The 14,699-nt window shown below is 73.5% G+C and carries 11 protein-coding genes; 10 read left to right on the forward strand and 1 reads right to left on the reverse strand.

The features are described from left to right. The 3 genes from AOK11_RS32745 to AOK11_RS32755 form a co-directional block, all read left to right on the forward strand. Positions 1-1,231, forward strand: a 1,231-nt coding sequence (locus tag AOK11_RS32745) for an asparagine synthase-related protein (RefSeq protein WP_055597309.1), incomplete at its 5' end; no start/stop codon positions are given. After that, positions 1,228-2,490: a M24 family metallopeptidase gene (locus AOK11_RS32750; protein ID WP_079035236.1), complete on the forward strand. Its 1,263-nt coding sequence runs from the start codon at positions 1,228-1,230 to the stop codon at positions 2,488-2,490. The genes AOK11_RS32745 and AOK11_RS32750, both read left to right, overlap by 4 nt. Before the next feature lie 7 nt (positions 2,491-2,497). Next, positions 2,498-4,063, forward strand: coding sequence for a multicopper oxidase domain-containing protein (locus tag AOK11_RS32755; RefSeq protein ID WP_055597310.1), 1,566 nt, complete (start codon positions 2,498-2,500; stop codon positions 4,061-4,063). Between the two features lie 92 nt (positions 4,064-4,155). Here AOK11_RS32755 and AOK11_RS32760 read toward each other — a convergent pair whose 3' ends face one another. Further along, a complete protein-coding gene (locus AOK11_RS32760; protein ID WP_206188973.1) occupies positions 4,156-5,946 on the reverse strand; it encodes an FAD-dependent oxidoreductase in 1,791 nt (596 codons plus the stop codon). Between the two features lie 152 nt (positions 5,947-6,098). Here AOK11_RS32760 and asnB point away from each other — a divergent pair, with 152 nt between their 5' ends. The 7 genes from asnB to AOK11_RS32795 form a co-directional block, all read left to right on the forward strand. Continuing rightward, positions 6,099-7,955: an asparagine synthase (glutamine-hydrolyzing) gene (asnB, locus tag AOK11_RS32765; protein WP_063793559.1), complete on the forward strand. Its 1,857-nt coding sequence runs from the start codon at positions 6,099-6,101 to the stop codon at positions 7,953-7,955. Beyond that, a complete protein-coding gene (locus AOK11_RS32770) occupies positions 7,952-8,893 on the forward strand; it encodes a DUF6410 domain-containing protein (RefSeq protein ID WP_055597311.1) in 942 nt (313 codons plus the stop codon). Before asnB ends, AOK11_RS32770 begins: the two co-directional genes overlap by 4 nt. A gap of 23 nt (positions 8,894-8,916) precedes the next feature. Then, a complete protein-coding gene (locus AOK11_RS32775) occupies positions 8,917-9,705 on the forward strand; it encodes a GNAT family N-acetyltransferase (protein ID WP_079035238.1) in 789 nt (262 codons plus the stop codon). Then, entirely contained in the window at positions 9,702-10,670 is a 969-nt protein-coding gene (gene sbnA, locus AOK11_RS32780) for a 2,3-diaminopropionate biosynthesis protein SbnA (RefSeq protein ID WP_055597312.1), read from the forward strand. The genes AOK11_RS32775 and sbnA overlap by 4 nt, the downstream gene beginning before the upstream one ends. A gap of 413 nt (positions 10,671-11,083) precedes the next feature. Next, entirely contained in the window at positions 11,084-12,400 is a 1,317-nt protein-coding gene (locus tag AOK11_RS32785; protein WP_063793560.1) for a cytochrome ubiquinol oxidase subunit I, read from the forward strand. Positions 12,401-12,437: 37 nt separating this feature from the next. Continuing rightward, a complete protein-coding gene (locus tag AOK11_RS32790; protein WP_055597313.1) occupies positions 12,438-13,448 on the forward strand; it encodes a cytochrome d ubiquinol oxidase subunit II in 1,011 nt (336 codons plus the stop codon). Then, on the forward strand, positions 13,448-14,699 hold a 1,252-nt coding region (locus AOK11_RS32795; RefSeq protein WP_240497578.1), incomplete at its 3' end, for an ABC transporter transmembrane domain-containing protein. The genes AOK11_RS32790 and AOK11_RS32795, both read left to right, overlap by 1 nt.

Below are 14,699 nucleotides of genomic sequence, written 5' to 3' on the forward strand. Positions count from 1 at the left end.
CGGCGCCGCCGAGATCGCCCGCTGGGGCCGCGACGGCCTCAAGCGCACCAAGTACTGGGGCATCAGCACCCAGCCGCACACCGACGACTACGACACGACCGTCGCGAAGGTCCGCGACATCCTGACCCGCAGCGTCGAGGACAACCTGACCGAGGACCCCTCCCAGCTGCTGGTGATGCTCTCCGGCGGCGCCGACTCCTCCGCCGTGGCGGGCCTGGCCGCCGACGCGCTGGCCCGCTCGCAGAGCGGCAGCCTGCGCTCCTTCACCATCGAGTTCCGCAGCAGCGAGTTCCGCGCCGACGTCATGCGCAGCACGCACGACACGCCCTTCGCCGAAGAGGTCGCCGCGCACATCGGCGCCGACCACACCACGGTCGAGCTGGAGACCGGCGACATCCTCGACCCGCTGGTCCGGGTCGGCATGCTGAAGTCGAAGGACTTCCCCACCCGCCAGTACGACATGGACACCGCCCAGTACCTGACGGTCCAGCGCGCCGCGCAGGAGGGCTGCAAGGTGGTCTTCGCCGGGTACGGCGGCGACAAGTACTTCCAGGGCGCCACCTGGTTCACCCACCGTGACCTGGTGCTGTCCGGCACCTTCCCGTGGGTGGCGCTCGCGCAGAAGCACGGCGCGGCCAACGGCTTCGGCACCGGCCTCTTCAACGCCGACGCGCTCGCGGCCCTCGACTTCCCGACGTACTACCGCGACGTGTACGCGACCGGGGTCGCCGAGGTGGAGTACCTGCCCGAGGAGGACGAGTGGCAGCGCCACATGCGGCGCGTCGCCTACCTCATGAACACCCGGTTCGGCATCGACGCCGGCTCCTACTCGGCGGCCGGACTCCAGCTGCGCACCCCGATCAACCACCCCGAGCTGGTGCAGTACGCGTACAACATCCCCAACGAGATGCACAACCGGCGCGGAATCGAGAAGGGCATCCTGCGCGCGGCCGTCGCCGACCTGCTGCCCGAGTCGGTCCTGAACCGGCACCGCAGCGCCTCCCCGGTCTCCCACCACCCCGACTACCCGGCGGGCCTGCAGCGGGCGATGAAGGCCGTGCTGGCGGACCCGGCCGCGCCGGTGCGGCAGATCATGGACCTGGAGGCGGCCGGCGCGGTCGCCGCGAGCCTGGAACGGCTCACCAAGGACCGTATGGCCCGCGCCGACGTGGAACTGATGCTCCAGCTGAACATGTGGCTGGACCACTACCGCGTCAGGCTCGCGCTGTGACGGCCGGCGGCGGGGCCCCCCGCGGCGCGACCGGTGACGCGACCGTCGGTGAGGCGTCCGGCGCCGGCCCGCGTTCCCGGCGCCTGGCCCGGCACCTCGACGAGGCGGGGCTCGACGCCCTGGTCGCCACCTCGGCGGAGAACGTCCTGTACCTGACCGGTATCTCCAGTGTCGGCGGCCAGAACCACCCCTACAGCAGCCGGGCCCTGGCCGTGGTGACCCGGGAGCGCCCCGACGCCCCGTACTTCGCCAGCTCGCGCGGCGACGTGGACCAGTTCCTGGACGCCACCACCGCGCTCAGCGGCGTCGTCGCCTACGGCACCTTCCACCGGGTGCTGCCCGAGGACCTGGAACTCACCGCCCGCGAGGAGCGGTTCAAGGAGATCGGCGTGGACGCCCCGCCCGCCGCGGACGCCCTGGCCGCGCTGGTGCGGATCCTCACCGGCGCCGGTCTCGCGAAGGCCCGGATCGGCGTGGACGAGAACGCCGCGCCCCTCGGCTTCCTCGACCGGCTCCGGGAGGCGCTGCCGGGCGCCGAGGTGCGCCCCGCCGCCGCGCTGCTCCAGCAGGTCCGCAAGGTCAAGGGCGAGGCGGAGCTGGACCGGCTCGCCCGGTCCGCGGCGATCGCCGAGGCCGGGGTCCTGGCCGCCCTCGGCATCGCCGCCGAGGGCGTCACCGAGCGGGACATGGTGCGGGAGTTCGAGACCGCCGTCGCCCGGGAGGGCGGCCGGTCCCGGTTCACGCTGATCAAGTTCGGCCGGGAGGGCGTCCTGGGCCAGACCCGGCCGGCCGACACCCCGCTGCGCCGCGGCGACTCCATCTGGTTCGACGCGGGCTGCACCTGGCGGGGCTACTGGTCCGACATCGCGCGCACCGCCAGCTTCGGCGCCCCCGCGCCCCGGCTGGCCGCGGTGTACGCGGCGATGCTGGCCGGCGAACAGGCCGCGCTGGAGAGCGCCAAACCCGGGATGACGGGCGGCGAGCTCTTCGACCGCACGGTCGAGGCGGTCCGGGCCGCCGGAGTGCCGCACTACCGCCGGCACCACGTCGGGCACGGCATCGGCGCGGAGATTTACGAACCCGTACTGATCGCACTTGGCAACAAAGACGTCATCGAAGACGGAACTGTGGTCAATTCCGAAACCCCGTACTACGAGTTCGGGCTGGGCGGCGTCCATGTGGAGGACCCCTTCGTCGTCACCTCCGACGGCAACCGGCTCCTGACCACGCTGGACCGTTCCCTCATCGTCATCGACTAGGAAACCCATGACTCTTTCCCGACGCCATTTCCTGGGTGCCGCCGGCGTCACCTCCGCCGGGCTGCTCCTGCCCCTCGCCACCGGCTGCGACAGCGCCGGTGGCGGGGACGGGGCCGTCCAGTCCGGGGACGTACCGCTGCCCGAGCGCTTCAGCCTCCCCTTCAAGGTGCCCCCGGTGATCCGGCCGACCTCCTCGGAGGGCACGACGGACTACTTCGACGTGCGGGCGCACACCGCCACCGTGGAGATCCTGCCCGGTGTGCGGACCGAGATATTCGGCTACAACGGCACCTTCCCCGGCCCCACCTTCCGCGTCCGCAAGGGCCGCACGGCCGTCGTCAGGACCACCAACGACCTGCCCGTGCCGATCGTCACCCACCTGCACGGCGGCAAGACGCCCGCCACGAGCGACGGCTACCCCACCGACCTCGTCCTGCCCACCTCGGGCTGGAAGGCCGCCGCGCACCAGCACCACTCGGGCCTGGCGATGGAGGGCGCGACCGCCGAGGGCACCCGGTCCTACACGTACCCGAACGCCCAGCGGGCCGCCACGCTCTGGTACCACGACCACCGGATGGACTTCACCGGCCCGCAGGTCTGGCGCGGCCTGGCCGGCCTCTACCTCGTGCACGACGAGGAGGAGGACGCGCTGCCGCTGCCCAAGGACGACCGCGACCTCCCCGTGATGATCATGGACCGGGCCTTCGAGTCCGACGGCTCCCTGGCCTACCCGTCGATCGACCCCACCCTGAAGACCACCCCCGGGGTCACCGGCGACGCGCACAACGGCATGGAGGGCGACGTCGTCCTCGTCAACGGCGTGCCCTGGCCGCGCCTCGCGGTCAAGGGCGCCCGCTACCGGCTGCGGCTGGTGAACGCCTCCAACGCCCGCCGCTACCGCGTCAAACTGGATCCCGAGCCGGACTCCGGTGAGCCCTTCACCCTGATCGGCAGCGACGGCGGACTCCTCGCCGGACCGCAGGAGATGGACTCCCTCTACCTGGTCCCCGGCGAACGCTTCGACGTCGTGGTCGACTTCGGGAAGTACAAGCCCGGCACGAAGATCACCATGAAGAACAGCCTCGGCGACGGCTCCACCTCGGAGATCATGCAGTTCGTCGTGGGGGAGAAGATCACCGACAACACCTCCGTACCGTCCCGTCTCTCCACCGTCGAACGGCTCGACCCGGCCAAGGCGGTGCGCACCCGCTCCTTCACGCTGGGCCGCGACCGCGAGGACGGCCACTGGGTCTACAAGATCAACGGCCATCCGTTCAGCACCGACCGCAGCTGGGCCGACGTCAAACGCGGCGAGGTCGAGATCTGGGAGTTCACCTCCACCACCCACCACCCCATCCATCTGCACCTGTCACCGTTCCAGGTGTACAAGCGCGGCGGCTCCACCAACGTCAACCCCGAGGACGTCGGGCTCAAGGACACCGCGCGCATGGCGCCCAACGAGAAGCTCAGCCTCCTCGTCCGCTTCGACGACCACACCGGCAAGTTCGTCTTCCACTGCCACAACCTCGAGCACGAGGACATGGCGATGATGGCCAACTTCACCGTGACGTAGGACCCGCACCCATACCCCGTACCCCGTAGCCCGTACGGGCGAAAGGGCCGCCGTCCACGAGGACGGCGGCCCTTTCCCCTGCCCGCGTGCGGTCAGGCAGGCTCCTCCTCCCGCGCCAGGGCGCGGCGCAGGGCACCGGTCAGGGCGCCGGCCGCGTCCGCGGGGACACCGGCCGACCGCCAGGCGACGAAGCCGTCGGGGCGCACCAGCACGGCACCGTCCGCCCGCACCCCGTACCGCTCGTGCCAGCCCCGCTCCGACCGATCCCGCAGCCCCACCCCGAACCCGGCGGTACGCAGACGCACCCCGGCCCGCCGCGCGGCCTCGGCGGCGGCGCGGGCCCACACCGGCTCGTCGCCGCCGGCGGTCCCGCCGCCGTGCACCAGCACCGGCGCCGGGTCGCCGCCGTACACGTCCAGCAGCGAACCGGGAACCTCCCGGCCGCCGTCGCCCTCGCCGCCACCGCGCAGCAGCACCGGTACGTGCGGGGCGCGGGTCCCGGGCTCGCCGGCCAGCTCCGCCGGGTCCCGGAACCGGGGCAGCCGCGCCCCCGGCTCCGCGGCCGACGGGTAGGTGTGCCCGAGCATCACCGCGAGCACGTCCGCGGTGGCCCGGCGCTGTTCCTCGTCGGCCCGTCCGGACCGCACCAGCAACCGCAACTGAGCCTGTTCGAGGGTCGCCTCCGCGACCGGCCTGCGCTCCGCGTCGTAGCTGTCGAGCAGTGCCTCGCCCGCCTCGCCGCGCAGTACCGACGCCAGCTTCCAGGCCAGGTTGTGCGCGTCGTGGATACCGGTGTTGGCGCCGTAGCCGCCGATCGGCGGCACGACGTGCGCGGCGTCCCCGATCAGGAACACCGATCCGTCCCGGAACCGCTCGGCGGACAGGGCGGCCAGCTCCCACGGCAGGACGCCGACGACGTCCACGTCGAGGTCCGGGTCGCCGACGGCCGAGCGCACCAGTGCCACGGACCGCCCGGTCGTGAAGTCCTCGGGCGTCTCGCCCCGTTCGGGGCGGTACTGGAGGATGAGGGTGCCGCGCCGCAGCGTGTCGTCGTGGCCCAGGACGGCGCCCTTCAACTCGTCGTTCTCGATCTGGCAGATGGAGAACCGGCGGCCGGCCAGCGGGCCCGTGAGATCCGCACGGAACAGGATGCTCACCTGGTGCTGGAGCGTGCCCCGGCCCACGCGCCGGATCCCCAGCGTCTCCCGTACGGGGCTGCGCCCGCCGTCCGCCGCGACCAGCCAGCGGGCCCGCACCCGCCGCTCGGCGCCGGTGTCCCGGTCCTTGACCGTCGCGACGACCGGCCCGGCGGGTCCCTCGGGCCGTTCGAAGGAGGTCAGTTCGTTGCCGAAGCGCAGCACCGCCCCGGCACGGTCCGCCGCCTCGCGGACGATCGGCTCCATCCGGTCCTGGCCCAGCGAGATCTGCCGGGACGGCGTGACGGCGCCCAGGTCGCCGGGCGCGGGCAGCATGACCGCCTTCACCTCGCGTCCCGTCAGCGACTCCACGGTCGCCTGACGCCGGTGCTCCGCGTACCCGGCGGCGGCCTCCAGGACCGCCTCCTCCGCCCCGACGGACCGCAGCAGTTCCAGCGTCCGCGGATACCACCCCCACGCCCGGGGATGCACCGAGGTCGACGCGTGCCGCTCCACCAGCACGCAGCGCACCCCGTGGTGGCGCAGGAACAGCGCACAGCTCAGTCCGGTGATCCCGCCGCCCACGATCAGCACGTCGGTCGCGTCGGTCGCATCCGCCGCGTCGCCCGCATCCGCAGTGCCGACGGGATCCGCCGCATCCGCCGCATCCGCCGCGTCCGCCGCGTCCGTCCGTCCGTCCGTCGGCCTCCCGGGCCGCTCCTGAAGTTCCTCGGGCTCCTTGCCCACGGCCACTCTCCCTTCCGGTACCGGTGCCCGGACCCCGTTGTCCGCGGATCCGGTCCGCGCGGCATCGTCCGCAGGGCCGCTGGAGAGGCCGTCCAGGGAAACTTGAGGTGCCCCGGCCAGCCTGTGGCTCCCCATCGAGAGGAGCCCACGCCGTGTCCGGAATCACAGGATGGATCGATCACGAGCGGGATCTGCGACGCGAGCGGCCCACGCTGCTCGCCATGACCGCCGCGCTCGCCCAGCGCGGCCCCGACGGCGAGCGGCTGTGGCTCGCCGAGCACGCCGCCGTCGGCACCCGGTGGTCCGACGAGGACGGCACCGGAGCCCCCCGCCAGCCCTGGGTGTTCGAGGAGGCCGGGCGTACGGTCCTGGCCGCCGCCGTCACCGGTGTGCTGTACGACACGGACGCGCTGCGTTCGGACCTCGGCGTCACCGGCCGCCCCACCACCCAGGCGGAACTCGTCGGCCGCGCCTATCTGCGCTGGGGCGAGCGGTTCGCCGAACACCTCGACGGCGCCTTCGCCGTCGCCATCTGGTCCGAGCGCGACCAGGAACTGGTGCTCGCCCGCGACCGGCTCGGCAACCAGCCCCTCTACTACTACCCGCTGCCCTCCGGCGTGCTGTTCGGCTCCGAACGCAAGGCGATCCTCGCCCACCCCGCCGTGGAACCGGTCATCGACGCCGACGGCCTGCGCGAGCTGTTCTCCTACGCCGGCACCTCCGGACACGGCATCCTCAAGGGCTTCGCCCAGGTCGAGCCCGGCCACGTCCTGCGCCTGGCGCGCGGCGGCCGCAGGACGGCGTACCGCTACTGGGAGCTGACCGCCCAGGAGCACACCGACGACCAGGAGCAGACCATCGCCCGGGTCCGGGACCTGCTCGGCAACTCGGTGCGCCGCAGCCTCGGCACCGGCGCCGTCCCCGGCATCCTGCTCTCCGGCGGCATCGACTCCAGTGCCGTCACCGCCCTCGCCCACCAGGCGCTCGCCCAGCGCGGCGGCGGCACCGTCCGCACCTTCACCGTCTCCTTCGACTCCGCCGAGGAGTTCAAGCAGGACGAGATCTGGGGCAGCCCCGACGCCCCGTTCGTGCAGTCCGTCGTCCGGCACCTGGGCACCGAGCACACCGACCTGGTGCTGGACACCTCCGACATCATCGACCCGGCGGTGCGGGCCGCCGTCCTGCGCGCCAAGGACGTGCCCAGCCCGCTCGGCAACATGAACACCTCGCTGCACCTGCTGTGCCGGGCGGTGCGCGAGCACGTCGGCTCCGTCCTGCTCGGCGAGATCGCGGACGCCGTCTTCGGCGGCTTCGCCTGGGTGCACAACAAGGAACTCGTCGAGGCCCCCACCCTGCCCTGGGTGGCCATGGCCCGCTTCGGCGGCGGTAAGCACGGCCTGGGCGGCGACCTGCTCGCCCCCGACCTGCTCGGCAAGCTCGACCTGGGCGGCTACTGCGCCGACGCCTACGCCACCAGCATGGCCCAGGTGCCCCGCCTGGACGGCGAGAGCGGCCAGGACCTGCGGATGCGGGAGATCACCTACTTCCACCTCACCCGCTGGCTGGAGACCCTGCTCTCCCACGACGAGTCGCTCGGCGCCGCGGCCGGACTCGGCACCCGGATGCCGTTCTGCGACTGGCGCCTGGTCACCTACGCCTACAACGTGCCGTGGTCGATGAAGAGCTTCGACGGCCGGGAGAAGTCCCTGCTGCGCGCCGCCGTCGCCGACCTGCTCCCCGACGACGTCGTCAACCGCGCCAAGAGCCCCTATCCGGTCACCCAGGACCCCGCCTACGGCCACGCCCTGTGCGACGGCATGGCGGCCCTGCTCGCCGACCCGTCCGCACCGGCCGCCCCGCTCGCCGACACCGCCGGCGTCCGCGCCCTCATCGACGACCCGTCCGTCCTGGACAGCGGCATGCGGGCCTGGGTGGCACGGGCCAACGTCGAGATGCTGCTCGGCCTGAACGACTGGCTGCGCCGCTACGGCGTGAGGGTCGAGCTGTGAGCCCGGCCCGCACCCCGGGCGTGCGCCGGGCTCCCGTCCTCGGGCGGGACGCCGGGCCCGTCGGACGGGCGGTGCGCGTGGCGGCCGGAGCCGCGGCCCTGACACACCTGCTGACCACGAAGGCCCCCGACCACGGCGGCGGCGCACTGCTCACGGCCACCGCCACGGCCGTCGTCCTGGCCGCCGGCTACACCGGTCTGCTGCTCCTGCTCCGTCCGCTGCTCACCCGGGGCGCCGGTCACGGCCTGGCCGGGTGGCCCGGCGGCGCCCTGTTCCTGCTGCCGATGCTGCTCTACCCGATCGGCGTGCTGCCGGACACACCGGCCCTGGGCGTCGCCCTCTACGTCGAGTTCTCCGTCCTCACCGCCGGGATCACCGGATACGGAGGAATCGAACTGGCCGCCCTGCCCGCGCTGGTGCTCGGCCGGCGCCCCGTGCTGTACGGCCCGTTCAACGCCGTCGACCTCGCCGAACGCGGTATGCGGCGCCCGTGGCACGCCACCCCGGAGCGGACGGCCGGGTGGCTCGCCGCGGCCGGTCTCGCCTGGTTCTGGGTGGTCCCGCCGCTGGCCGCCGTACGCGGAGCCTTCGGCGACGCCTTCGACGCGCTCGGCGTGCTCGACCCGGCGGCCTGCGGGGCACTGGTGATCGCCGGTGTGCTGCTCGCCGTGCCGGCGCCCGGACCGGCGCGGCTGCGCCGGCTGCGGGCGGGCGCGTTCGTGCTGCTCGGCCTGGGCGGCGCCGTCGGCGCCCTGCCCGACGTGCTGTGGCCGGTCGTCATCCTGACCGGCCTGGTGATCGGCACCCTCCGGCTCACCTCGGGCGGCCACCGGGACGCGCGCGTCCCCGCCACCGGGGCCCCGGCCTCCGGGGCCGCCGTGCCGGAGCCCCCGGTCACCGCCCGTCCGCACGTCGAGACGTCTTCCACCACCCGTTGAGACCGTCTGCGGAGCATTCCCCCATGGCAGAGAACACCGCTGAAAGCACCCGGACCACACCGGGCGCACCGAACCAGGCACCGGGCCCCGGCCCGGCGACGGCCCCCCGCGGCGGCCGTGCCGCACTCGCGGTCTGGGCGCCGCAGTTCCGGCTCCGGCTCACCACCCCCGGGCTGGAACTGCGCGTCCCCGACGAGAGCGACCTGCGCGCCCTCGCGGAACTCGTCGCCGACCAGGGCATCCACGCCCCCGACGCGACCCCGTTCCAGGGCGGCTGGAGCAACGCACTGCCCCAGGTCGTCGCCGGCCGCGTCCTGCAGTACCTGTGGAAAGGGCTCGCACTGAGCCGTCCCGACTACTGGAACCTCGGCCTCGCCGTGTTCCTCGACGGCCGGCCCGTCGGCGTCCAGGGCCTGCAGGCCAGGGGATTCCCCGTCCTGGGCGAGATCGCCACCGAGAGCTGGCTGGCCCGCGGCCACCAGGGCCGGGGCATCGGCACCGAGATGCGCGCCGCGGCGCTCCGCCTCGCCTTCGAGGGGCTGGGCGCCCGGTACGCCACCTCCGCCGTGTTCGAGGACGGCGCCGCCGCCCTCGCCGTCAACAAGAAGCTCGGCTACCAGCCGGACGGCATCGAGATCCACCCCCGCAAGGGCGAACCGGTGGTCCTCACCCGCTGGCGGATGACCCGCGCCCAGTGGGAGCTGGGCCCCGCCGCCGACGTACCCACCACCCTCCACGGACTCGACGGGTGCCGCGCCCTGTTCGGCGCCCGCCCGCACGACACCCCCACCGCGCGACGGGAGCCGGCGTGATCCACGACTCCATCACCGACTGCGTCGGCAACACCCCGCTCGTCCGGCTCGACCGGCTCTTCCCGCAGCGGGACATCGAGGTCCTCGCCAAACTCGAGATGCTCAACCCCGGCGGCAGCGTCAAGGACCGCTCCGCCCGCTACATCGTGGAGCGCGGCATCGGCGACGGCATGATCCGTCCCGGCACCCACATCGTCGAGAGCACCTCCGGCAACTTCGGGGTGGCGCTCGCCATGGTGGCCGTACGGCACGGACTGCGGTTCACCGCCGTCGTCGACCCCAACGCCTCCCGGACCAACCTGCGGATCCTGCGCCAGTTCGGCGCCGAGATCGAGATGGTCCGCGAACCCGACTCCGCGGGCGGCTATCTGCACACCCGGCTGGCCCGGGTGCAGGACCTGCTGACCGAGGACCCGGACGCCGTCTGGATCAACCAGTACGCCAACCACCTCAACTGGGAGACCCACGCGGTCACCACCGCCCGCGAGGTCATCGCGGACTGCCCCGACCCCGTCGACGTCCTGGTCGCCGCCGTCAGCACCACCGGCACCCTGCACGGCCTCGCCCGCGGACTGCGCCGCGTCTGGCCGGCGCTGCAGGTGGTCGCGGTCGACGCCGTCGGCTCGGTCATCTTCGGTACGCCGCCGGGCCCGCGGATGCTGCCCGGCGTCGGTTCGAGCCGGGTACCCGAACTGCTCACCCCGGCCGAGATCGACCGGGTGGTGCACATCGACGACGCCGCCGCCGTGCGCGGCTGCCACCGGCTGCTGCGCCAGGAGGCCATCTTCGCCGGGGGCTCCTCCGGCTCGGTGGTCGCCGCCATCGACACCCTGCTGCCCGAACTCCCGCGCCCCAGCCGCGTACTGACGCTGCTGGCCGACCGGGGGGAGCGCTACCTCGACCTCGTCTACACCGACGAGATGGCGATCGAGCACGACGAACTCGCCTACTCCAGCCACTCCTGACAGCCGTTCCTGACCACCACTCAGGAACAGTCGGCCCCGCACAGGGGCGCCCGACGCCCCCCGGCCGCCCCGACGCAGGGACGGCCGCGGGGGAGCCGGAAAACTCCCGCGAACCGCGAACCGCGAACCGCGAACCGGGAACCGGGAACCGGGAACCGGGAACCGCGAACTGCGAGCCGTGAGCCGTGAGCCGTGAGCCGTGAGCCGCGAACTGCGAACTGCGAACTGCGAACCGCGAACTGCGAGCCGGGACCCCGGCCCGCCCGCTCGAGCCGGATTCCACCACGACTCCACCACGCCGCGAGCCGCACTCCACCGGCTCCGGCTGAAGTGGGAAGGCCGTCCATCCACCCGCATCACCACGCAAGCCACCACACGACCGACGGCTTCACAGCCGACCGAGGGGAACCATCGTGGACGACGTGCTCGTACTCGCACGGCTCCAGTTCGCCATCACCGCCATCGCCCACTATCTGTTCGTCGCGCTGACGCTAGGGCTCGTCACCTACCTGGTGGTGATGCAGACGCGCTGGGCGGTCACCGGAAAGGAAACCCACCGCCGGCAGACCCGCTTCTGGGGCCAGCTCTACGTCATCAACTACGCCATGGGCATCGGCACCGGCATCGTGATGGAGTTCCAGTTCGGCCTCACCTGGAGCGGGCTGACCCACTTCGTCGGCAACGTCTTCGGCGCGCCGCTGGCCATCGAGACCCTCGTGGCGTTCTTCGCCGAATCCACCCTGCTCGGCCTGTGGATCTTCGGCTGGAACCGGATGGGCCGCACCCTGCACACCGTCCTGCTGTGGCTGGTGGCGCTCACCGCGTACGCCTCGGTCTTCTTCGTCCTCACCGCCAACGGCTTCCTCAACCACCCGGTGGGCTACGAGACGAAGGACGGCACGGTCCGCCTCACCGACTTCACCGCCCTGCTCACCAACCCCAACGCGCTGTCCGCGTCCGCCCACATCCTCGCGGCCGCGGTGGTCACCGGGTCCTTCTTCATCATCGCCGTCAGCGCCTGGCACCTGCGCCGCCGCACCGGCCACGACGAGTTCTTCTGGTCCTCGATGAAGCTGGCCCTGCCACTGGCCCCGGTGTTCATCCTGGCCACGGCCGCGCTGGGCGGCTGGCAGATCGACCACTCCGTGCGGCAGACCCCCACCAAGTACGGCGAACGGTCCGACCGGGCCCAGGCCCTGGTGGAGACCTTCACGGAGAAGTTCGGGCCCGGGAACTACTTCCCGCCGGGGTTCAGCCAGACCGCCGAATTCGTCATGATCATCCCGGCGCTGTTCATGATGCTGATCGCCGTGACCGGCGGACTGTTCATGATCAAGCGCAACCTGATCCGCCGCAAGGTGCTGCTGTGGCTGCTCACCGCCGCCCTCGTCCTGCCGTACGTCTCGAACGTCTCCGGCTGGATCTTCCGTGAGGTGGGACGCCAGCCCTGGGCGGTCTACGGCGTGCTGAAGACGGAGGACGCCGTCACCCCGGGGCTCGGCTTCGGCACCGTGCTGACCTCGCTGCTCGTCTTCGGCACCCTCGTCGTCGGCCTGCTGATCGTGGACTGGGCCCTGCTCCTGCGGTTCGCCCGGCGCGGCCCGGACGGCTCGCACCTCGGCCGCGCCCCCGGCGAGAAGTCCGAGGACACCGCCGCGGACCTGCCCCGGCAGGCCGGCGAGCCGGCCCCGGCCGCCTCCTCGCCCCCGCCCTCCGTCCCGACCTTCTGACGGCTCTCCACAGCGCCCTACCCACCGGGAGTTCAACGTGTGGCACAACATCTGGTACGCGCTGCTGGGGCTCTTCCTGGCGGGCTACCTCGCCCTGGACGGCATCACCCTCGGCACCGGGATCATCGGCGGGCGGCTCGCCCGCGACGACGCCGAACGGCGCACGGTCGCCGCGGCCACCGGACCGTTCTTCCTCGGCAACGAGGTCTGGCTGGTCGCCGCGGCCGGCATCACCCTCGGCGGCTTCCCCGGCCTGGAGTCCGGCGTGATCAGCGGGGTGTACCCGGTGATCGTGTGCGCCGTCGCCGCGCTGCTGGTGCGGGAGGCCGCGACGCAGTTCCGCCGCCGGGGCTCCGGCGAGCGCTCCCTGCGCCGCTGGGACGCCCTGGTCCGGTTCGCCTGCCTGACGCTCGCCCTGATGTGGGGGCTCCTCGGCGGCGTGCTGATCGGCGCGATCCCGGTGAAGGACGGCCACCTCCCCATCGACGCCGCGGTGCTGCTGCAGCCGGTGGCGATCCTGTCCGCGCTGACCGCCGTCGCCGTCTTCGCCCTGCACGCGGCCGTGTTCCTCGCGGTGCGCACCGAGGGGAGCGTCGCCGGACGGGCCGCCGGCCTCGCCCGCCGGCTGGCGCCAGCCGCGGCCGGCCTCGCCGCCCTGACGGCACTGGTGGCCGTCGCCGACAGCACCGTACGCGACGGCCTGCTCAACCCCCTGCCCACCGCCCTGCTGTTCCTGGCCGCCCTGGCCGCCCTGCTCCTGGCGCCCAGGATCATCGCGTCCGCCGGCTGGAAGGCCCTGCTCGTCAGCGGCTTCGCCGCGCTGTCGCCGGTGCTGCTGCTGGGCGCCGCGCACTTCCCGCAGGCCCTGGTGAGCAGCGCCGGCGCCGGGGAGGACGTCTCGGTCGCCGAGGCCGCCGCCGACCCGTCGACCCTCGCCGTCGTCGGACCCGTGGTGCTGCTGGTCCTGCCGGTGCTGCTGGCCTTCCAGGCGATGCAGTGGTGGGCCCACCGCGCCAAGGCGGACGACCGATCCCCGGCGTACTTCTGATGTCCCGCCGGCAGGGCGCGGCCGACGGGACGCCCGGCACCCGGCCGCCCGCACCGAAGGACCGGTCACCTGACGACCGGCCCACGGGTCCGGGCGGCCGGGGTTCCTCCGGTGACCGGAAGGCCTCCGGTTCGGGCGACCGGGATGCGTCGGGCGACCGCGAGGTCCCGGCGGACCGCCGGCCCCCGGCCGGCGGAGGGGCCCTGTCCGACCGGGTGGTGCGGCGGCGGCTGCTCGCGCTGACCCCGCGGACCCGGACGACGGCGGTCCTGGTGACGGCCGCCGTCCTGCTCGGCGCGGCGGGCACCGTGGGGCAGGCCCTCGCCCTGGCCCGGCTGCTCGGCGAGGTGTTCACCGGGCGCGGTCCCACCGCCACCGCCGTCACCTGGGTCGCGGCCGCGGTCGTCGCGCGGGGCCTCGTCGGGTGGGTGCGGGCCGCCGCCGCGCAGCGGGCCGCGTCCGGGATCAAGCTGGAACTGCGCACCGGTCTGCTCGGGGCCGCCGCCCGCCGCAGCGCCTACGACGCCCAGGACCGCCGCACCGGGGAGATCAGCACCCTGCTCACCCGCGGCCTGGACGCCCTCGACCCGTACCTCGTCGGCTATCTGCCGCAGATGCTGGTGGCCGCGCTCGTACCGCCCGCCGTGCTCGTGGCGATGCTGCTGCACGATCCGCTCGCCGCGACGATCCTGCTGGTCACGCTGCCCCTCATCCCGGTCTTCGGCGCCCTGGTCGGCCTGCACACCCGGGACGCCACCGCCCGCCAGTGGGCGGCGCTCGCCCACCTCGGCGGCCACTTCCTGGACGCCCTGCGCGGGCTGCCGACCCTGCGCACCTTCGGCCGCGCCGACGCCCAGGAGGGCATCGTCGCCGAGGTCGCGGACACCCACCGCAGGGCCACCCTGCGCACCCTGCGCATCACCTTCCTGTCCACCCTGGTGCTGGACACCGTGGCCACCCTGTCCCTCGCCCTCATCGCCGTCCCGGTGGGCCTGCGCCTGCTCCACGGCTCCCTCGACCTGACGACCGCGCTGACGGTGCTGCTGCTCGCCCCGGAGGCGTATCTGCCGCTGCGTGCGCTGGGCAGCCAGTTCCACGCCGGTACGGAGGGCACGACGACGGCACGGGAGGCGTTCGGGCTGCTGGACGAGGCGGCGGGCACGGGCACGGCGCCTGCCGCGCCTGCCGCGCCTGCTGCGCCCACCGCGCCTGCCGCGCCTGCTGCGCCCACCGCGCCCGCCGCGCCCGCCG

This window comes from Streptomyces hirsutus (genome assembly GCF_001418415.1).
Lineage (GTDB): Bacteria > Actinomycetota > Actinomycetes > Streptomycetales > Streptomycetaceae > Streptomyces > Streptomyces hirsutus.

Excerpts from the sequence above, each read along its gene's own strand:
- AOK11_RS32775 (WP_079035238.1), top strand. The coding sequence starts at position 8,917 with ATGGCAGAGAACACCGCTGAAAGCACCCGGACCACACCGGGCGCACCG.
- AOK11_RS32755 (WP_055597310.1), top strand. The coding sequence starts at position 2,498 with ATGACTCTTTCCCGACGCCATTTCCTGGGTGCCGCCGGCGTCACCTCC.